Consider the following 18,669-nt stretch of genomic DNA (forward strand, 5'->3'; position numbering starts at 1 on the left):
TGACAGGTGGAGCCGGGCGGACCGTCAGATCCGGGTGGCGTCGCGCGCCGGCAGTCCGTACTGCTCGGCGATGCCGGCCCACACCAGGAGGAAGTCCTCCTTGGCGGCTGTGGCCAGAGCGCTGCTGTCCGCGCCGCGGGTGTGGGAGGGGCCGCGGGCGACCTGGCCGGGAGTGCAGCCCGCGGCGTCGTCGGCCCAGGCGGCGAAGGCCCGGTCCGCGTCCGCCGAATGCCTCCAGGCCACGCGCAGACTGTCCGCCGCCTCCCGGCCCGACGGGATCTCGTCCAGGGAGAGTTCGTCGAGGCGGGCGATCAGGTCGTCACGGCGGGAGGCGGCTGCGTCGAGGGCCTTGCCCGCGCTCGCCACGGACGCGGCGGAGGCACACGACTCGACCTTTCCCACGGCCGCGATCACCGTACTGCGGTCGGTTCTGCTTCTGTCCAGCAGCGCGTCCACCGCAGCGGCCTGTTCCGCACCGGACGCGGCTGTCCGTACCGGGTCCTGTTCCGCCGCGGAGGTCGTGGTGGAAGGTGCCGGAGGCGAGGACGTGCCGGAGGCCGCAACGGGGTCGTCGGTGTCGGAGGAGCCGAAGAAGGAGGAGAGGGCCAGGACCAGGGCCGCTATGGCCACGCCGCCTCCGACGGCCATGAGGATGACCTTGGTCGGCAGGGGTGGCCTGGGCCCGCCGTCGTCCGGTGGCGGAGTCGGTGACCCTGCCGCGCCGCGGACCCATCCGCCGGCGCCGCCACGGGCCTGCTCGTCCCAGCGCATCGGTTCTTGTCCGTCTGCTTCCCCCATGCGCAACCCCCGTCGCCTGTAAGCACTCCCATCATTCCACCCACTGCTGTCCGATGCATGAAGTGCATTGATTCTGGCCGAAGTTGGAGCATCGGAGCCAGGTGGGCCCTTTTGTGCCCCGCCTCGTGCCGTGCCTGCCGTGGGGCCGATCGCAGCCATCGGCCCCGCCCCCGCCCGCGACGACGGCACACGGGGGCGGACAGCCGAAAGGCGGGGGCCGGGCCCGTGTGTCCCGGGTCGGCCCCCGCCTCGGCAGCGGTGCGGAAGGAGTCAGACCCCCGCCGGCTCCTTCACGGGGGTGTCACCCGCGGCGGAGGCCGGTCCGGTGGCGGCCACCCTGGACGTGGCCGGCTCCTGCGAGACGTTGAACTCGTCCAGCAGGGCCTTGCTGAAGCCGAAGAAGTACGTGGCGACGAACCCGGCGACATAGCCGACCGCCAGGCCGCCCGCGTAGATCGCGATCGTCGAGCCGAGGCCGTGGTTGCCGTCCAGGAGGGGGAACAGGGCCCAGCCGGACGGGCCGATGGCCGTGGAGCCGACGGAGTCGCCGAGCTGGTTGAACAGGCCCACGAAGCCGCCGCCGAACGCGCCGCCGACACAGGCCGTGATGAACGGGCGGCCGAGCGGGAGCGAGACGCCGTAGATCAAGGGCTCGCCGACGCCCAGCAGCCCCGCCGGGAGGGCGGACTTGATGGTCCTGCGGATCGATTCGTTGCGGGGCAGGCGCAGGTACACCGCGGCTGCCGCACCGACCTGGCCCGCGCCGGCCATGGCGAGGATCGGGAGCAGGACCGTGAAGCCCTGCTGCTCGATGAGGGTCGTGTGGATCGGGATCAGGGCCTGGTGCAGGCCCAGCATCACCAGCGGCAGGAAGAAGCCGCCGAGCAGGAATCCGGCGCCCGCGCCGCCCGTGGAGAGCAGCCAGTCGGCGAACGTACCGATGGCGGAGGAGACCTCACCGGCCACGTACATCAGGCCGAAGATCGTGACCAGGCCGGAGATCAGGACCGTCAGGGTCGGGGTGACCAGGACGTCCAGGGCCTCGGGCACCCAGCGGCGGCACCACTTCTCCACGTACACCGCGAGGACCGCGGCGCCCAGCGCGCCGAGCACGCCGCCCTGGCCGGGGGAGAGGGTCTGGCCGAAGGCGTCGATGTTCGCGACACCCGGGAAGACGATGATCGCCGCGACCGCACCGCCCAGGATCGGCGTACCGCCGAACTCCTTCGCCGTGTTGTAGCCCACGAACACCGCGATCAGCGCCATGAAGCCGGACGCCATCGCCGCGAGTGCGGGCGTGACGGAGGGCAGCCACTCCAGATTCACCAGCAGGCCGTTGAGACCGGCGATGATCCCGCAGCCGATCAGCGCAGGGATCAGCGGGACGAAGATGTTCGCGATCCGGCGCAGGAACAGCTTGAACGGGGTGGCGTTCTTCGTCTTCTGCTGGGCCTTGATCGCCGCGCCCTGCGCCGCCAGCTCCTCGGACGTGTGGACGACGGGGGGCGCGGAGGCACGCTCCTCCTCGACCAGCTGCTCGAACTCCGGGGTGACCCGGGCGACCGTGCCGGGGCCGAGGACGATCTGGTAGGTGTCGTCCTCGACCACGCCCATCACCGCGGGTACGGCCTTGAGGGCCTCGTCGTCGACGAGGGAACGGTCGTGCAGGCCCAGGCGGAGCCGGGTCATGCAGTGGGCGATGGAGCTGACGTTCGCTGCGCCACCGACGAGCGGAAGGATCGCGGCGGCGGTGGCGCGGTTCTTGTCTTCAGTAGCCATGAGTGGTGCCTTGCTGTGCGGGGGAGTGGTGCAGGCGGTGCGTCAGGTGGTGCGTACGGCCGCGAGGGCGGCGCGGAGGTGGCCGTGGGAGTCGGCCAGGAGCGTGGCGGCGGTGGGGCCGTCGACCTCGCCCAGGATCGTGAGGATGGCGTTCTTCACCTCGCCGTCGGTGGCGGCGAGGGCCGCCTCGATCTCCTGGTCACCGGCGCCGGTGGCGAGGGAGACGATCCGGCGGGAGCGGGCGCGCAGCTTCTCGTTGGAAGCGCGCACGTCGACCATCAGATTCCCGTACGTCTTGCCGAGCCGGATCATCGTGATCGTCGACAGCATGTTGAGGACGAGCTTCTGGGCCGTCCCCGCCTTCAGACGCGTGGAACCGGTGAGCAGCTCGGGCCCGACGACGATCTCCAGTCCGTGTTCGGCGGCCGCCGCGAGGGCGGAGTCCGCGTTGCAGGAGAGACCGAGGGTGAGCGCGCCCTTGCGACGGGCGTGCTCGACGGCCCCGATGGCGTACGGCGTGCGGCCGGAGGCGGAGATGCCGACCACCGTGTCGTCGGCGGTCAGGCCCAGTCCGTCCAGGTCGGCGGCGGCCAGCTCCTTGCTGTCCTCGGCGCCCTCGACGGCCTTGACCATGGCGGACGGGCCGCCCGCGATCAGGCCGATGACCTCGGACGGGTCGGTGTTGAAGGTGGGCGGGCACTCGCTGGCGTCGAGCACGCCCAGCCGGCCCGCCGTGCCCGCGCCCGCGTAGATGAGCCGGCCGCCGTGCGCCATGCGCTCGGCGGTGGCGTCGATCGCGGCGGAGATCTGCGGCAGCTTCTCGGCGACCGCGGCGGGGACGGTGGCGTCCTCGCCGTTCATGATCCGGGCTATCTCCTGGGTGGAGAGCCGGTCGATCTCGGCGAGCTCCGGGCGGAACGCCTCGGTGGTGAGGGTGGCCAGCTGCGCGCGCAGCTCGCCGTAGCCGTCGGGGGTGGCGGCGCCGGTGCCTGAGTCGGTGGTGGAGGTCATGGACAGCTGCTCTGCTTTCTCGGTCTCGTACGGTTCAGCGGTGCGCTGCGGGTGCGGGTGCGGGTGCGGGTGCGGCCGGCGGTCAGCGGCTGCGTGGGCTGTGGCGGTGGGCGAGCGCCTCGTACGAGGCGGACAGGGCGGGCGCCGCCGTCTCGTACGTGCGCTGGGCGACGCCTATGAACAGGCAGTCGACGACGAGGAGCTGGCTCGTGCGGCTCGACATGGCGGCGGGCCGCAGCTCGCTCTCCCGGGCGGTGGACGTGGTGAGGACGTGGTCGGCGTACTGCGAGACCGGTCCGTCCGGGCGGCCGGTGATCGCGACCGTCGTCGCACCGCGGTCGAAGGCGACCCGGAGCGGCTCTATGACGTCACCGGTGGAGCCGGAGTGCGTGATCGCGATGGCCACGTCGCCGGCGCGGAGCTGCACGGCGTTGGTCACCGCGAGGTGCGGGTCCATGTGGGCGTGGGCGATCAGTCCGATGCGGAGCAGCTTCTGTGCCAGGTCCTGGCCGACGAGGGAGGAGGCGCCGACACCGTAGATGTCGATGCGGCGGGCGGTCGACGCGGCGGCCACCACGGCGCCGAGCTGCACGGTGTCCAGGCCCGCCGCGGTGTCGGCGAGGGTCTGCTGCTCGTCGTGGGCGAGCTTGGTCACGACGTCGGCGATCGGGTCGTCGACCGCGATGTCGGCGGTGACGGCAGGCGCCCGGCCGGACAACTGGTGGGCGGCGAGCCCGGCGAGCGCCAGGCGCAGGTCCCGGTAGCCGGGGTAGCCGAGGAGGCGCGCGGTGCGCACGACCGTGGCCTCGCTGGTGCCGGTGAGCTCGGCGAGACCGGTGACGGTGAGGGCGGCGCACCCGGCGGGGTCCCCCGCGACGGCTTCGGCGACCCTCTGCATGGAGCGGGTCATGGTCGGGGCGAGGGTCCGCACCTTGGCCGCGAGGGCCGCCGGCGCGGGCGGCGAATCAGCGCTGAAACTTTCCTTCACGTCATTGGTCACCCTTGAAAGTTATTTCCACTCCGCCTCCTCGTCAATCCCCTATGACTGGATGGGATGTTAAGGACGAAAATATGGTGGATATGCCCGGTTTGCGCGTCACCAAAGTCCCATCGAGCGGCTCCGGAGGGGCGGGGGGCGGGAGGGGGAGAATGGGGGGATGGAGTTGGATGCGGTTGAGCGGGAGTTGCACGGGGCGCGGGCGTTGGTCATGGCCGACCTGGCCGCGGGGGACGTGGCCGAGGCCGAGATCGTCTCGCTGGTCGAGGACGCCGTGACCCATCGGCGCTGGTGGGTGCAGCAGTGGCCCGAGGGTGTGTCGTTCGTCACCGGGCTGATAGCCCAGGACGTGCAGGACGCGCTGCTGGAGCGCTACGGCCGCTGGCCGCTGTGCCCGGTGTGTACGGAGGACGGCCCGCACGCACTGGAGGTCGAGCCGGAGCTCGGTCCCGACCCGCACTGGGTCTGCACGAAGGCGACGGTGTCCGTCGCACCCGTGGGCGGGCTCGCCGCGGTGCTGCGCCGGTGACCGTCTACATCGACCCGCCCACCTGGCCGGGGCACGGCCGGCTGTGGTCGCACCTGGTCAGCGACGTGTCGTTCGAGGAGCTGCACGCCTTCGCCGCCGCGATCGGCTGCCCGCCGCGCGCGTTCGAGCGCGACCACTACGACGTACCCGAGGCGCACTACGCGGACGCGGTGCGCGCCGGGGCGCAGGAGGTCGGCTCGAAGGAGATCGTGCGCCGGATCACTGCCGCGGGGCTGCGACGCCCGAAGGGGCGGCCCGCCCCGCTCGGTGGTCCGGAGTGACCTGCGCGGGCGCGCCCACAGGGCTCGGGGCGCCGCCCGAAGTGCCCACAGGGCTCGGGGTGCCCGCGGGGTCGGCAAGGTGCGGTGCGCCCTTGGCGCCCGCCGTACCCGTAGCGCCCGCGACGCGGCGGGACGGTGTGCCGTTGCCGCCCAGGCGCATCGACACCACGACGGCCGCCAGGCCGACCAGCATCATGGCGGCGCCCGCCCAGGCCGTCGCACGGAACCCGAAGTCCGCGTCGATGACCGTGCCACCCAGCCACGGGCCGCTCGTGTTGCCCAGGTTGAACGCGGCCGTGGTCGTCGCACCGGCCAGCGTCGGGGCGACGCCCGCCACGTTGAACATCCGGGCGTTGAGCGCCGGGGCCGTGTAGAACGCGGACAGTCCGAGCAGGAACGCCAGGACGACCACCGCGATCTGGTTCGAGGCGAAGAGCGCCAGCGCCACCAGGAAGACCGTCGACGCGGTGATGCCGCTCAGCAGCACCCCGAAGAGGTGCGCGTCCGCGACCCGGCCGCCGATCGTCGTACCGATCACCGCACCCACCCCGAACAGCGCGAGCACCCACGGCACCCAGCCGGAGCTCAGCCCGGCGACATCGGTCAGCAGCGGTGCGAGATAGCTGAACGCGCAGAAGACACCGCCCGCCGCGAGCGCCGTGATCACGATCGACAGCCACACCTGGCGGTCGCGGTAGATCGCGACCTCCCGCTTGAGCTGCGGCTTCTCGTCCGGCAGCGGAATGCGCGGGATGCGTGTGGCGACTCCGACCAGGGCGACGGCGGAGGCCGCGCCCACCGCCCAGAACGCCGAGCGCCAGCCGAAGCTCTCCCCGAGGAACGCGCCCAGCGGCACGCCCAGCACATTGGCGATCGACAGCCCGCCGATCATCACGGCCATCGCCCTGGCCCGCGCGTTCACCGGCACCATCGCGATGGCGACCGCCGCGCCCACGGCCCAGAAGCCCGCGCACGCGAAGGCGCTCACCACGCGGGAGACGAAGAGCACCTCGTACGTCGGCGCCAGCGCACCCGCGATCTGGCCCAGGCCGAAGACCGAGATGAGCGCGATGAGCGTCGTGCGGCGTGGCAGCCGGAGCGTGGCCACGGCCAGCAGCGGGGCGCCGACCACCATGCCGATCGCGAAGGCGGATATGAGGAGTCCGGCCTGCGGAATCGATACGCCCATGTCGTCGGCGATCGGTGGCAGCAGCCCGGACAGCATGAACTCGCTGGTACCGAGAGCGAAGACCGAGAGGCCCAGGATGTACACGGCCAAGGGCATACGGGGGCGGCTGGAAGCAGAGTCGGGCATGACACTGGCCAACAGCGTCCCAGCCCTCGGCATTCCCCCGTCTCAGTGGGTGAGCAGCTCCAGCTCCGTCGTCAGGTTCTGCCGGGCCCGCGGCTCCCACTCCGCCACCCCGTGGGGCGTACGGAACAGCCGGGGCAGGCCGAGGAGCTGCCGGAGGACCGCCGCCCGGCCCTCACGGAAGGCGCCGTCCGGGACGAAGCCGTACTCCTCCCGCACCTGTGCCGCGTACGCCGCGTACTCCTGCGGGCCCGAGGCGAGGATCGCCAGGTCCGCGTCGCACAGCACCTCTCCGTTGGTGTCGCCGTCCGCCGGGTCGTGGGTGACGGTGAGCCGCACCAGCCGGGCCACCTCGGCCGCGGCGGCGTCGGGGACCCCGGCCTCGGGCAGGGCCCGCTCGGCGAGGGCGGCGCTGCGCTCCTCGTTCTCGGTCCGGTCGGGGCGGTAGACGGCGTCGTGGAACCACACGGCGAGGCGCACCAGGGCCGGGTCGGCCGCATGGCGGGCGAGGGTGTCGACCCGTTCCAGGACCTGCGTGAGGTGGGCGGTGGTGTGGTAGCGCCGCTGCGGTTCGGCCCAGCGGGCCAGCAGGTTGTCGGCGTACGGCGCAGGGTCGGGGCCGGGGGCTCCGCCCCGGGCGGCGACGAGGGCGTCCTGCCAGCGGGCGCGGAGCGTGGAGGCATCGGTCATGGGGTGACTGTAGAACCGCCCGGTCTTGTCGTGCGGGGCGGCCAGTGGTTAGCGTGCGGCCGTGACGGACACCGCGGACCCGATGTGCTCGACGTACCCGATGGACCTCAACGCGGACCTCGGCGAGGGGTTCGGGCGCTGGACCCTCACCGAGGACGAGGCGCTGCTGACCTGTGTCACCAGCGCGAACGTGGCCTGCGGCTTCCACGCGGGGGACGCCTCCGTGATGCGCCGGGTCTGCGACCTGGCGGCGGCCCGCGACGTACGGATCGGGGCGCAGGTCTCCTACCGCGACCTGGCCGGCTTCGGACGCCGTGCCATGGACGTCCCGGCCGGCGAGCTCGCGGCCGAGACGGCGTACCAGATCGGCGCGCTGCGGGTCTTCGCCGAGGCGGCGGGTTCCACGGTCTCGTACGTGAAGCCGCACGGCGCCCTCTACAACCGTGTCGTGTGGGACGACGGCCAGGCCGCCGCCGTCGTCGAGGGCGTGCTGCTCGCGGGTGGCCGTCCGGCGGTCCTCGGCCTGCCCGGGTCGAAGCTGCTGGCCCACGCGGAGGCCGCCGGTCTGACGGCGGTGACGGAGGCCTTCGCCGATCGCGCGTACACCCCGCAGGGCACGCTCGTGCCGCGCGGTGAGGAGGGTGCTGTGCTGCACGACGCGGACGACGTCGTACGCCGCAGTGTCGGCATGACCGTCGAGCGGACGGTGACCGGCGTGGACGGGAGCCGGATACCGGTCGCCGCGCGGTCGCTGTGCGTCCACGGGGACACCCCGGGGGCCGCGGCGCTCGCCCGGCGCATCCGGGCGGCACTGGAGGACGCGGGCGTGTCCGTGCGGGCGTTCGCGTGAGCGCGGTCCGGGTGCTGCCGGCCGGTCCCCGGGCCCTCCTGGTGGAGCTGTCGTCCGGCGAGGAGGCGGAGGCCTTCCACGCCGAGCTGCTGCGTCGCAGGGCGGACGGCGGTCTGCGCGGCGTCCGCGAGATCGTTCCCGGTGCCCGGACGGTGCTGCTGGACGGGGTCGAGGACCGCACGCTCGCCGATCGGCTGCCGTGCTGGGAGATACCGCCGCTGCACCGGGGCGCCGGGGAGGCCGTCGAGATCCCCGTCGTCTACGACGGTCCGGATCTCGCCGAGGTCGCCCGGGTGTGGGGCGTCGCCGCCGCCGAAGTGCCGCGCATCCACGCCGGTACGGAGTTCCGGGTGGCCTTCTGCGGATTCGCGCCCGGTTTCGGGTACCTGACGGGTCTGCCCGGCCATCTGCGCGTGCCGCGCCGCGCCACCCCGCGGACCCGGGTGCCCGCCGGTGCGCTGGCCCTCGCCGGGCCCTACACGGGTGTCTACCCGCGCCCCTCGCCCGGCGGCTGGCAGATCATCGGCCGGATGCCGGAGCCGGCCGCCCTGTGGGACCCGGCGCGCGAACCGGCGGCGCTCCTCGGGCCGGGCGCCCGCGTGCGGTTCGTGGCGACGGGGGCGGGCGGATGAGCCCCGGGCTCCATGTCGTCCGGGCCGGGGCACTGACCACGGTGCAGGACGAGGGGCGGACCGGCTGGGCCCATCTGGGGGTGCCCCGGGCGGGGGCGCTGGACGCGCCCGCCCGGCGCCTGGCCAACCGCCTCGTCGGCAACGCGCCGGATGCGGCGGTGCTGGAGACGACGCTCACGGGCTGCGCGGTCCGCCTGTCCGGCGCCCGGTCCGTGACCGCCGTCGTCGGCGGGGCGGGCTGCCGCGTGACGCTGGACGGGCGGCCGGTGGCCTGGGGCGTGCCCGTACGCGTACCGGACGGCGCGGTCCTGGAGGCCGGGCCCGCGGTGCACGGGCTCCGCGCCTATCTGGCGTTCGGTGGCGGCCTGGTCCCGGAACCGGTGCTGGGCAGCCGGTCCGCCGACCTGCTCTCGGGGCTCGGCCCGCCGGTCCTGCGCGACGGCGACGTCCTCCCGCTCGGCCCCGCGCGCCCCTGCCCGGCCCACGGCGCCGTGCCCTGGCCGGGCGCCCCCGCCGAGCTGGTCCTCCCCCTGCACCCGGGGCCCCGGGACACCTGGTTCACGCCGGCGGCCCTGCGCACGCTCACCACCGCCGCGTACCGGGTCTCGGAGCGGAGCAACCGCATCGGACTGCGCACCGAGGGCCCGGCCCTGCGGCGCTCCCGGGACGGCGAACTGCCCAGCGAGGGGATCGTGCTGGGCGCCGTCCAGGTGCCGCCGGACGGGCGGCCCCTGGTGTTCCTGAACGACCATCCGACGACGGGCGGCTACCCGGTCGTCGGCGTGGTCGCCGAGGCCGCGCTGGCGGCGGCGGCCCAGGCGGTCCCCGGGACGCCCGTACGGTTCGTGGCGGCCCGGCCCTGACCGGGAGGGGCCCGCCCCCACCTGCGGAACCCCGCGCATCTTTCAGGCCCATGCGTTCGCAGGGGGAGCTGCGCCTTCCGGAGCCGACCCGTAGGCTGGTTATTGGACTAGACCTGTAGCCGCTCCGAAGGAATGGAACCCCATGAGCAACCGTGCAGTCCTGGAGGTGATCGCTCTCGACGCGGAGGACGCGGTCGCGGCCCAGGCGGGTGGTGCGGACCGCCTCGAAGTGGTCACCGACATGGCCGCGGACGGCCTGACCCCCGCCCCGAAGACCGTCGCGGAGATCCGGGCCGCCGTGGACATCCCGCTGCGCGTGATGCTCCGGGTCGCGGACGGGTTCGCGGTCGGAGACATCGACGTGCTGCTGGAGAGGGCGCGCGAAATGCGTGCGGAAGGGGCCGAGGAGTTCGTGCTCGGCTTCCTCGACCAGGAAGGACACGTCGACCTGGTGGCCGTCGAGCGCATTGTCGCCGAGCTCGACGGCTGCCGGTGGACCTTCCACCGGGCGATCGACCGAGCGGTGGACCGCGACGCCCTGCGCAAGCACCTCGCGGAACTGCCCGGCCTGGACACGTACCTGACGGCGGGCTCGGAGAAGGGCGTCGACGAGGGCATCCCGACCCTGCTGGCCGAGGCGGAACGCACCGCCTCCGGACAGCCCGGTTACGAGCCGCAGATCCTGGTGGGCGGCGGGCTGCGGCTGGACCACCTGCCCCGTCTGGTGGCCGCCGGCATCGACGCCTTCCACATCGGGGGCGCCGCCCGCCCGGCCGGCTGGTCGGGCCCGGTGGACGTGGCCGCCGTACGGGAGTGGCGCGCGGCGCTCGACGGGTGAGCGTGCGGCGCGGCGGGTGAGTGCGCGGCGCGACGGGTGGGTGCGGGAGTGGCGGGCGGCGCCGGACAGTGCGGCGCGCGTCACCCGTTCCGTCATTCCAGGCGTGCCGTGGCGCCGGAAGGGACTTTGAATGCTGAGTGTCCCTGGTGCGCCGCTCCAGCCCCGGAGTCCACATGCCGCTCTCACCCTCCGTCCACGGCCGTGCCACGCGGTCGAGCCGCGGAGGCGTGCTCCGGCGGACCGGCGAATGGTGCGCGCGCCACTTCGTGGTCGTCATCGTCCTGTGGCTGGCGGCCCTCGCCGGGGCCCAGGCCCTGCAGCACGCGTACGGGGGCGACTACTCCGACGACTTCTCGGTCCCCGGGACCCAGTCGCAGGACGGCCTGGACGTGCTCGAGGCGCACGCCCCCTCGGCGGGCGGCTACGGCAGCCAGGTGGTGGTGCACGATCCGGACGGGTCGCTGAGCGCCGTCGGCAGCCAGGTCTCGACCGTCGTCGGCAGCCTGGGGAAGCTGCCCGACGTGCTGTCGGTCCAGAATCCGCTCTCCACGGACACGCCGGCCACCACGCCGAACGTCGGACCGCTCTCCACCGACGGGAAGACGGCGTACATCACCATCCGGTTCGCCGTGCAGCCCTCCACCCTCGGCGCCGGCTACCTCGACGGGGTGGACTCGGCCGTCCAGCCGCTGCGGGCCGCGGGCGTCGAGGTGGAGTACGGCGGTCCGCTGGGCGAGCTCGCCCGGCCCGAGGCGAACGACAGGACGAGCGAGGCCATCGGATTCGGGGTCGCCGTCCTGGTGCTGCTGATCGGCTTCGGCAGCCTCGTCGCCGCACTGCTGCCGCTGGTGACCGCCCTCGTCTGCGTCGTCCTCGGGCTGGGCCTGCTGGGGCTGCTGGCCGCCACGACGACCTTCGCCACCGTCTCACCGACCCTGGCGACCATGATCGGGATCGGCGTCGGGATCGACTACGCGCTGTTCCTCGTCACCCGGCACCGGCAGAACCTCATGGACGGCGGGGACCCGGTGACCGCCGCCGGAAGGGCCGCGGCGACCAGCGGGCGGGCGGTGCTGCTCTCCGGGTGCACGGTGATCGTCGCGCTCTGCGGGCTGTGGGTCTCCGGCATCGGCTTCATCGGCAAGCTCGGCCTGGCCGCCGCCGTCACCGTGGTCACGGCCGTGCTCGGGGCCCTCACCCTGGTGCCGGCCGTGCTCGGTCTGATCGGGCGGCACATCGACCGTGTCCACGTCCGCAGGCCCGTCGCCGAGACGGACGCCGAACCGGCCGCCCCCGGGGACGCCTCGCACGGCACCGGGACCTGGCACCGCTACGCCCAGCGGGTGGAGCGCAGGCCGTGGTGGTTCCTGGCCGGCGGAGTCGTGGTGCTGGCCGTCCTGGCCTTTCCGGTCTTCTTCATCCAGCTCGGTCACATCGGGGACGGCGCCGACCCCAGGTCCTTCACCGACCGGCGTGCCTACGACCTGATGTCCTCGGCGTTCGGGCCGGGTTCCAACGGCCCGCTGACGCTCGTCATCGACCAGAGCGCGGTGGCGCAGGGCGACCGGTCCGCGCTGGAGTCCCAGGCCCAGCAGGCCCTCACGAAGGTGCCGGACGCCGCCTTCATCACCCCGCTCACGCCCACGTCGGACGGGGACGTCCTCACGGCCACCGCGTACTCCGTGGCCGCACCGCAGGACGTGAAGACCACCGATCTGGTCAACCGGCTGGCCGACGACGTCCTGCCCGGCGCGGTCTCCGGCACCGACGCGCAGACGTACGTCACCGGCACGACCGCCGCCCAGGTCGACTTCCTGGACATCGTCTCCAGCCGGCTGCCCCTGATCATCGCGGTGGTCGTCGGCCTCGCCTTCCTGATCATCCTGGCCGTGTTCCGGGGCCTGCTCGTCGCGGTGAAGGCGGCCGTGCTCAACGTGCTCTCGATCGCCGCCGCGTACGGGGTCGTGGTCGCCGTCTTCCAGTGGGGCTGGGGTGGGCCCGCGCTCGGCGTGTCGGGCGACGTCCCGATCGAGAGCTACGTACCGATGATGATGTTCGCCATCGTCTTCGGCCTCAGCATGGACTACGAGATCTTCCTGCTCTCCCGGATCCACGAGGCCTGGCTCCGCACGAACGACCCCAGGGCCGCCGTGGCGCAGGCCCTGGAGATCACCGCGCGGGTCATCACCTGCGCCGCCCTGATCATGGTCAGCGTCTTCGCCGCGTTCCTGATCAGCGACAACATCGTGGTGAAGATGCTGGGGCTCGGCCTCGCCGCGAGCGTGCTCATCGACGCCACCATCGTCCGGCTGCTGCTCGTGCCCGCCGTGATGACCCTGCTCGGCCGCGCCGCCTGGTGGACACCGCGGTGGCTGGACCGGATCCTTCCGCATCTCGACGCGGAAGGACCCCGGGACCGGGAACCGCCCGCCACCCCTGCCCGTCGCTGACCGGAGCAACGCACGCGCCGCGCCCGCCCCGCGACCGGAGCGACGCACGCGCCGCGCCCGCCCCGCGACCGGAGCGACGCACGCGCCGCGCCCGCCCCGCGACCGGAGCGACGCACGCGCCGCGCCCGCCTCGCGACGGGATGCGTGGAGCGGACGTCCGGACGACCACGGGCAGCTTCCAGGGACGCGCCGTCCGAACGGATCCGCTCGCCAACTCGCTGGCCCCACCGCCCGCTTGGACGCTCAGTGCCCGTAGCCATGTCCCGTTGCGGCGACACTGGTCACATGATTATCGAACGCGCGTATGCTCATCGGCCTGCGCACGACGAGGACGCCTGGCCCTGGTCGGTGCCCTGCGTCCGGCAGTTGCTGGAGGAAGGGCTGCGCTTCACCGCGCCGGTCACCTTCCTGGTCGGTGAGAACGGCTCAGGGAAGTCGACGCTGGTCGAAGCGGTGGCGGAGGGGTTCGGCCTGGATCCCTACGGCGGCTCGCACGACTGGCGCTACGCTTCCCCGCGCGACAAGTCGGCGCTCGGCGAGCGGATGAAGTTCGACGCGGCCCCCGGGCGCGGGCGCCGTATGGCCGCCAGCTGGTCGAACCGCAAGGGCTTCTTCCTCCGTGCCGAGACCGCGATGGACGCCCTGGACAGGGAAGGCTTCTCGCCGGACTCCGTCAGCCACGGCGAAGGCTTCCTCGCGGCGTTCCGCGGAAAGTTCCTCCACGCCGGGCTCTATGTGCTCGACGAGCCGGAGGCGGCACTCTCCTTCTCGTCGTGCCTCGAACTGGTCGGTCATCTCGACCGGTTGGCCAAGGAGGGCAGTCAGGTCATCTGTGCCACGCACTCCCCGTTGCTGACCGCTCTGCCGGGTGCGGACATCATCGAGGTCGGCGACCACGGCCTGCGCCGGGTCGCCTGGCGGGAACTCGGCATCGTGGACCACTGGCGTCGCTATCTCGCCGATCCCCACGCCTACCTGCGGCACATCGTCGAACCGTGAGCCGGTTCCCACCCGTTGCGTACGCGCACGCAGGTGAGGACGGCCTAGGTGCTGACCGCACGGACGACCGCGGCGACGTCCTGACGGCTCATGGGCTCGACGTCCATGGAGTTGTGGATGCTCACCCCTTCCACCAGCGCGTCCAGGGCCCTGGACGTCCGTGCGTCGAAGTGCCGGCTCAGTGACGCACGGCTGGCCCGCATCCAGGACCGCATCACGCCGAGCAGGGCCGGGTTGCGGGAGGCGAAGGCGTACAGCTCGTAGCTGAGCACCAGCTCCCGGGGGCTGCCCCAGTGCGTGCCGCAGATGATCTCCACCACGGCGGCACGCGCTTCCTCCACGTTCCCGGCCGCCTCCAGCGGTTCCCGGTAGCGGGCGGACATCGACTCCGCGAGCCGCGTGAACACCTCGACGAGCAACTGCTGCCGGCCCTCGAAGTAGTACGTCATCGACCCCAGGGACACCCCCGCGGCATCGGCGATGCGCCGGTGGGTGGCGCCGGTGACCCCGTACTCGGCGATCACGTCGAGGGCCGCCTCGACGATCCGGTCCCGACGTCCCGGATCGTTGGGGCCCCGCGAACTGCCCGACATGGCATTCCCCTTTCCTTCACCCCCAACAGGAATGTACGTTTGTACATACTTTCCGGGGGTGGTTCCGTCCTCGGCTGTCCCACGTTCGGATCGAGCCCGTAGTGACAGACCTGGCCACACGCCGGCGCCGCACCGCATTGTTCCTCTTCTTCCTCATGCCCGGCCTGTCGATCTCCTCCTGGGTGACGCGCACGCCCGACATCAGGGACCAACTGGGCGCCTCGACCGCGCAGATGGGGATCGTCCTGTTCGGCCTCTCCGTCGGCTCCATGCTCGGCGTCCTCAGCTCCGGGGCACTGGTGGCCAGGTTCGGAACCCGGCCGGTCATGTGTGCGGGAACCGCGCTCGTCATCGTCAGCATGGCGGTGATCGGCTGCGGTGCCCTGTGGTCCTCCGTGCCCGTCGTCATGGCGGGGCTCTTCCTGTTCGGTGCCGGCATGGGCGGCGGCGAGGTCGCGGTCAACATCGACGGCGCCGAGGTCGAACAGATCACCGGGCGTACGGTCCTGCCCACCCTGCACGGCTTCTTCAGCCTCGGAACCGTCGTCGGAGCCTCACTCGGCATTCTCTGCACCGCCGTCGGATTCCCCGTGCACTGGCACCTGACGGCCGTCGCCGTCGTCACCGCGGCCATGTTCGCCCACGCCCTCCGCGCCATCCCCCACGGCGTCGGCCGAACCCGTGGCACCGACCCGGGCACCGCGGAGAAGTCGCCGCGCCCGGCGGTCCTGAAGGACCGACGGCTGCTCCTGATCGGCGGCATCGTGCTGACCATGGCCCTCGCCGAAGGCGCTGCCAACGACTGGCTTCCCCTGCTCATGGTCGACGGACACGGCATGGACCCCGTCCTCGGATCAGCCGTCTACGCCGGCTTCGCCGCGGCCATGGCGATCGGCCGCTTCGGCGGCGGCTTCTTCATCAACCGCTACGGCCGTGCCCCCGTCGTCCGCGCCAGCGCCCTCTCCGCGGCCCTCGGCCTCGCCGTCGTCATCTTCGCCGACAATCCCCTCCTCGCCGGTGCGGCCGTCCTCCTGTGGGGCCTGGGCGCCTCACTCGGTTTCCCCCTCGCCCTCTCCGCGGCCGGCGACTCCGGGCCGGACTCGGCCGCACGGGTCAGCCTCGTCGCGATGATCGGCTACGTCGCCTTCCTCGTGGGCCCTCCCGGACTGGGCTTCCTCGGCGACCACTACGGCCTGCGCGCCGCGATGACCGTCGTCCTGGTCCTCGTCGCCGTCTCCGTCTTCCTCGCCCCCGCCGTCAGCACCCCCCGCGAACCGAAACCCCCCGCACCGGGCCCCCGGCCCGCTCCGGCGGGCGAACGCCTGGGCCGCACCGATCACTGATCCCCGGCACGCGCCCGATCGGCGTCGCCGCCCCGGCCGAGCTGCTCCGGCAGCGGCGCGGCGTGCAGGACCACGAGACCGGAGACCGCACGCGTCAGGGCCACGTACAGCCGTCGCAGGCCCGTGCGTTCGTCGGGTTCACCGTCGACGACGGCGGCAGGCTCGTCCAGCACCACGTAGTCGTACTCCAGGCCCTTCGCCAGCGACGCCGGGACCAGCGTCAGGCGCGAGGCGGCGGTCGTCTCCTCGCCGGGGGAGAGGTAGGTGTGACCGGCCGCCGTCAGGGCGTCGGCCAGCGCCGGGACGCGGGCGTCGGCGGCGATCAGGCCGATCGAGCCCTCGTGCGCCAGGGACTCCTCGCACGCGGCGACGACCGCCCCGTCCAGGGCGTCCGCACCGGCCACCTCCCGCACGGCCAGTGAACCGGGCGCCTCACGTACGGACTCCACGGGGGCCAGGCCGGGCGAGATCGCGGGGAGCAGCCGCGAGGCGTACGCGATCACCTCGCGCGGCACACGGAATCCGGCGGTCAGCTCCTCCACCACCGCGTCCGCCTTGCCGAGGTGGAACAGCGCCTGCGCCCAGCTCTCCGTCGACCAGGGCGTCGTCCCCTGGGCCAGGTCGCCGAGCACCGTCGCCGAACCGGTCGAGCAGCGGCGCCCCACCGCCCGGTACTGCATCGGGGACAGGTCCTGGGCCTCGTCGATGACGACATGGCCCAGCGAGGGCGTCCGGGCCACCAGGTCGCCGGCCTCGTCGATCAGGACCGCGTCCGCCGCCGACCACTTCGCCGACTTCACGCTGCGGGCGGGCCTGGCCATGAGGATCCGCTTCTGCTCGTCCTCGGTGAGGATCCCCTCCGCGTGCGCCGCAAGAAAGCCGGGGTCCGCGAGGAGCCGCAGCACCAGCTTCGCCGGGTCCACCGCGGGCCAGACCGCCTTCACGGCCGCCTTCACCGCGGGGGTGCGCGCCACCGCGTTCTGCACCCGGTCGTCCGGCGCCTCGCCCGCCTCCTCCATCCGTACGAGGACGGAGTGCGCGATCCGCTGCGGGAGCGCCTCGTGGGCGGCGCCGTAGCGCATGTCGCGGGCCAGCAGCTCGACGACCATCTCCTCGATCTCGTACGCCGGCACCCGCCAGCGCCGCGAGCCGCGCACCACCACGACACCCTCCGTCGGCAGGGTGACGTGCGAGCGGAGCGCGCGCCGCAGGACCTCCGCCATCCGGGCGTCGCCCTTGATCACGGCGGCGGCGGCCTCGTCCGTCCCGCGCACCTCGACCTGCGCCGTCACCAGGTCCTCGACCGTGGCCTGCTTCACCTCCAGCTCGCCCAGTGCGGGCAGGACCTGTTCGATGTAGTGCAGGAACGACCGGTTCGGGCCGATGACGAGGGTGCCCGTGCGGGCGAGCCGCTCGCGGTGCGCGTACAGGAGGTAGGCGACCCGGTGCAGGCCGACGGCCGTCTTTCCGGTGCCGGGGCCTCCCTGGACGCAGACCGTCCCGCCGAGGTCGCTCCGGACGATCTCGTCCTGCTCCGGCTGGATCGTCGCCACGATGTCGCGCATCGGGCCGACGCGGGGCCGCTCGATCTCCGCCTGGAGGAGCTTGCTGGTCCGCTCGGTCTCCGCCGGGTCGGTGAGGTGCTCGTCCTCGTACGCGGTCAGTTCGCCGCCGGTGTAGCCGAAGCGGCGGCGCCGGTCGACGTCCAGCGGGTTGTTCCTGGACGCCTGGTAGAACGGCTGGGAGACCGGGGCGCGCCAGTCGATGACCATGGGGTCGCCGTGGGCGTCGTGGACGTGGCGGCGCCCGATGTAGAACTGCTCGCCCCCGGATCCCTCCGCCTCCCGGGCGCCGACCGGGTGCCGGTAGTCCAGGCGGCCGAAGAACAGCGGGGTGTGGGAGAGGTCGGCGAGCGCTTTGATGCGGTCGTCGATCTGGGCCTGCAGGACGGCGGCGTTGACCCAGTTCGCGGTGACGTCGCGGATGTCGAGGGCCTGCACGTCCTCGCGCATGGCGCGCAGTGCGGCGCGGGATCCTGCGAGGTGGGCGCGTTCCCCGTCCAGTGGACCGCTGGTCGCTTCGCTGGTGTCTTCGCTTGTCTCTTCGTGCGCGGGCACGGTGTTGCCTCCGGCTTTTCAACGCAGGACGGCGGACCGGGCCCAGGGGGTCCGGTCCGCTCAAGGACGCTCACAGGTGCGCACACAGACGGGTGCGTGCGGCTGGTGTCGGCCGGTTTCCGTCCGGTCGGCGGCGCTCCCCCGGCTGCCGGCCGCTCTGGAGGCGGACCGGTACCACGGTGCGGGAGGCGGGCAGACCGGCGATTGTATCGACCGCGGCCCGCAGCGTCGACCGAATAAGGGCGGCGTCCGTACGTCCCGTAGGGGACGGCGTGCGACCTGGGGCCTACCCGGGCCGTCGCGCGCTTCCGTCCGCAGGCCGATGCCGCTACGGGCCGGGGCGGCGCACCATGGAATGCATGAGCACCGTATACCTGGACCCACGCAGGACCGGCCCCGCGCACGGCGCGACCGCGGCCACCGGTCACACCCGCGGCCACCGCCTCGGCGACGCGGTGCGCGCCGTCGGCGTCTTCGCACGCACCGCGTTCGGGGTGGCCGTCCTCGGTGAGTACGCCGAGGAGGCGGGCATCGTCCGCCGCCACCGCTGAGAGCCGCGGGACGGCCGGCGTCACCCCGGCTGCCTC

The 18,669-nt window shown here is 73.1% G+C and carries 18 protein-coding genes; 10 read left to right on the forward strand and 8 right to left on the reverse strand.

What is annotated here, in order from left to right:
- Nucleotides 1–24: 24 nt before the first annotated feature.
- From OG927_RS18480 to OG927_RS18495, 4 genes are all read right to left on the reverse strand, one after another.
- On the reverse strand, nucleotides 25–798 hold the full coding sequence (locus tag OG927_RS18480; protein WP_330320481.1) for a hypothetical protein: 774 nt from the start codon (nucleotides 796–798) through the stop codon (nucleotides 25–27).
- A 270-nt stretch (nucleotides 799–1,068) separates the two neighbouring features.
- On the reverse strand, nucleotides 1,069–2,577 hold the full coding sequence (locus tag OG927_RS18485) for a PTS transporter subunit EIIC (RefSeq protein WP_056797185.1): 1,509 nt from the start codon (nucleotides 2,575–2,577) through the stop codon (nucleotides 1,069–1,071).
- Nucleotides 2,578–2,619: 42 nt separating this feature from the next.
- Entirely contained in the window at nucleotides 2,620–3,588 is a 969-nt protein-coding gene (gene murQ, locus OG927_RS18490) for an N-acetylmuramic acid 6-phosphate etherase (protein WP_056797183.1), read from the reverse strand.
- Nucleotides 3,589–3,670: 82 nt separating this feature from the next.
- The gene (locus OG927_RS18495) at nucleotides 3,671–4,588 is read right to left on the reverse strand and encodes a MurR/RpiR family transcriptional regulator (protein WP_056797181.1); all 918 of its coding nucleotides are present in this window, start codon (nucleotides 4,586–4,588) and stop codon (nucleotides 3,671–3,673) included.
- A 157-nt stretch (nucleotides 4,589–4,745) separates the two neighbouring features.
- Here OG927_RS18495 and OG927_RS18500 point away from each other — a divergent pair, with 157 nt between their 5' ends.
- Together OG927_RS18500 and OG927_RS18505 are read left to right on the forward strand one after the other, a co-directional pair.
- Nucleotides 4,746–5,114, forward strand: a complete 369-nt coding sequence (locus OG927_RS18500; RefSeq protein WP_056797178.1) for a hypothetical protein — start codon at nucleotides 4,746–4,748, stop codon at nucleotides 5,112–5,114.
- The gene (locus OG927_RS18505; protein WP_056797175.1) at nucleotides 5,111–5,395 is read left to right on the forward strand and encodes a DUF4031 domain-containing protein; all 285 of its coding nucleotides are present in this window, start codon (nucleotides 5,111–5,113) and stop codon (nucleotides 5,393–5,395) included. Before OG927_RS18500 ends, OG927_RS18505 begins: the two co-directional genes overlap by 4 nt.
- Here OG927_RS18505 and OG927_RS18510 read toward each other — a convergent pair.
- Nucleotides 5,334–6,680, reverse strand: a complete 1,347-nt coding sequence (locus OG927_RS18510; RefSeq protein WP_330321330.1) for a Cmx/CmrA family chloramphenicol efflux MFS transporter — start codon at nucleotides 6,678–6,680, stop codon at nucleotides 5,334–5,336. The two genes, OG927_RS18505 and OG927_RS18510, sit on opposite strands and share 62 nt — an antisense overlap.
- Before the next feature lie 72 nt (nucleotides 6,681–6,752).
- On the reverse strand, nucleotides 6,753–7,397 hold the full coding sequence (locus tag OG927_RS18515; RefSeq protein WP_330320482.1) for an HD domain-containing protein: 645 nt from the start codon (nucleotides 7,395–7,397) through the stop codon (nucleotides 6,753–6,755).
- Nucleotides 7,398–7,497: 100 nt separating this feature from the next.
- Here OG927_RS18515 and OG927_RS18520 point away from each other — a divergent pair, with 100 nt between their 5' ends.
- The 6 genes from OG927_RS18520 (at nucleotide 7,498) to OG927_RS18545 (ending at nucleotide 14,029) form a co-directional block, all read left to right on the forward strand.
- Nucleotides 7,498–8,247, forward strand: a complete 750-nt coding sequence (locus OG927_RS18520) for a LamB/YcsF family protein (RefSeq protein WP_056797803.1) — start codon at nucleotides 7,498–7,500, stop codon at nucleotides 8,245–8,247.
- A complete protein-coding gene (locus OG927_RS18525; protein WP_330320483.1) occupies nucleotides 8,244–8,879 on the forward strand; it encodes a 5-oxoprolinase subunit B family protein in 636 nt (211 codons plus the stop codon). Before OG927_RS18520 ends, OG927_RS18525 begins: the two co-directional genes overlap by 4 nt.
- Nucleotides 8,876–9,742, forward strand: a complete 867-nt coding sequence (locus OG927_RS18530) for a 5-oxoprolinase subunit C family protein (protein WP_330320484.1) — start codon at nucleotides 8,876–8,878, stop codon at nucleotides 9,740–9,742. The genes OG927_RS18525 and OG927_RS18530 overlap by 4 nt, the downstream gene beginning before the upstream one ends.
- Nucleotides 9,743–9,884: 142 nt before the next feature.
- Nucleotides 9,885–10,580 (forward strand): copper homeostasis protein CutC, encoded by a 696-nt coding sequence (locus tag OG927_RS18535; protein ID WP_056797162.1) that lies wholly within the window; start codon nucleotides 9,885–9,887, stop codon nucleotides 10,578–10,580.
- 173 nt (nucleotides 10,581–10,753) lie between these two features.
- Entirely contained in the window at nucleotides 10,754–13,030 is a 2,277-nt protein-coding gene (locus OG927_RS18540) for an MMPL family transporter (protein ID WP_330320485.1), read from the forward strand.
- A gap of 285 nt (nucleotides 13,031–13,315) precedes the next feature.
- Nucleotides 13,316–14,029 (forward strand): AAA family ATPase, encoded by a 714-nt coding sequence (locus OG927_RS18545; protein ID WP_056797156.1) that lies wholly within the window; start codon nucleotides 13,316–13,318, stop codon nucleotides 14,027–14,029.
- A gap of 44 nt (nucleotides 14,030–14,073) precedes the next feature.
- Here OG927_RS18545 and OG927_RS18550 read toward each other — a convergent pair whose 3' ends face one another.
- On the reverse strand, nucleotides 14,074–14,622 hold the full coding sequence (locus OG927_RS18550) for a TetR/AcrR family transcriptional regulator (protein ID WP_330320486.1): 549 nt from the start codon (nucleotides 14,620–14,622) through the stop codon (nucleotides 14,074–14,076).
- Between the two features lie 101 nt (nucleotides 14,623–14,723).
- Between OG927_RS18550 and OG927_RS18555 the strand changes: the two genes are divergently transcribed.
- On the forward strand, nucleotides 14,724–15,965 hold the full coding sequence (locus OG927_RS18555; RefSeq protein ID WP_209469977.1) for an MFS transporter: 1,242 nt from the start codon (nucleotides 14,724–14,726) through the stop codon (nucleotides 15,963–15,965).
- Here OG927_RS18555 and OG927_RS18560 read toward each other — a convergent pair.
- The gene (locus OG927_RS18560) at nucleotides 15,959–18,082 is read right to left on the reverse strand and encodes a HelD family protein (protein WP_330320487.1); all 2,124 of its coding nucleotides are present in this window, start codon (nucleotides 18,080–18,082) and stop codon (nucleotides 15,959–15,961) included. The genes OG927_RS18555 and OG927_RS18560 overlap by 7 nt on opposite strands.
- A 359-nt stretch (nucleotides 18,083–18,441) precedes the next feature.
- On the opposite strand from OG927_RS18560, the gene OG927_RS18565 reads away from it, so the two are divergent.
- Nucleotides 18,442–18,633, forward strand: coding sequence for a hypothetical protein (locus tag OG927_RS18565; protein ID WP_056797147.1), 192 nt, complete (start codon nucleotides 18,442–18,444; stop codon nucleotides 18,631–18,633).
- Nucleotides 18,634–18,669: the final 36 nt, after the last annotated feature.

The organism is Streptomyces clavifer, from assembly GCF_036345975.1.
Classification (GTDB): Bacteria; Actinomycetota; Actinomycetes; order Streptomycetales; family Streptomycetaceae; genus Streptomyces; species Streptomyces clavifer.

Coding starts and splice junctions, on each gene's coding strand:
- OG927_RS18480 (WP_330320481.1), bottom strand. CDS start 798: ATGGGGGAAGCAGACGGACAAGAACCGATGCGCTGGGACGAGCAGGCC.
- OG927_RS18485 (WP_056797185.1), bottom strand. CDS start 2,577: ATGGCTACTGAAGACAAGAACCGCGCCACCGCCGCCGCGATCCTTCCG.
- murQ (WP_056797183.1), bottom strand. CDS start 3,588: ATGACCTCCACCACCGACTCAGGCACCGGCGCCGCCACCCCCGACGGC.
- OG927_RS18500 (WP_056797178.1), top strand. CDS start 4,746: ATGGAGTTGGATGCGGTTGAGCGGGAGTTGCACGGGGCGCGGGCGTTG.
- OG927_RS18510 (WP_330321330.1), bottom strand. CDS start 6,680: ATGCCCTTGGCCGTGTACATCCTGGGCCTCTCGGTCTTCGCTCTCGGT.
- OG927_RS18515 (WP_330320482.1), bottom strand. CDS start 7,397: ATGACCGATGCCTCCACGCTCCGCGCCCGCTGGCAGGACGCCCTCGTC.
- OG927_RS18520 (WP_056797803.1), top strand. CDS start 7,498: ATGGACCTCAACGCGGACCTCGGCGAGGGGTTCGGGCGCTGGACCCTC.
- OG927_RS18530 (WP_330320484.1), top strand. CDS start 8,876: ATGAGCCCCGGGCTCCATGTCGTCCGGGCCGGGGCACTGACCACGGTG.
- OG927_RS18535 (WP_056797162.1), top strand. CDS start 9,885: ATGAGCAACCGTGCAGTCCTGGAGGTGATCGCTCTCGACGCGGAGGAC.
- OG927_RS18540 (WP_330320485.1), top strand. CDS start 10,754: ATGCCGCTCTCACCCTCCGTCCACGGCCGTGCCACGCGGTCGAGCCGC.
- OG927_RS18545 (WP_056797156.1), top strand. CDS start 13,316: ATGATTATCGAACGCGCGTATGCTCATCGGCCTGCGCACGACGAGGAC.
- OG927_RS18550 (WP_330320486.1), bottom strand. CDS start 14,622: ATGTCGGGCAGTTCGCGGGGCCCCAACGATCCGGGACGTCGGGACCGG.
- OG927_RS18565 (WP_056797147.1), top strand. CDS start 18,442: ATGAGCACCGTATACCTGGACCCACGCAGGACCGGCCCCGCGCACGGC.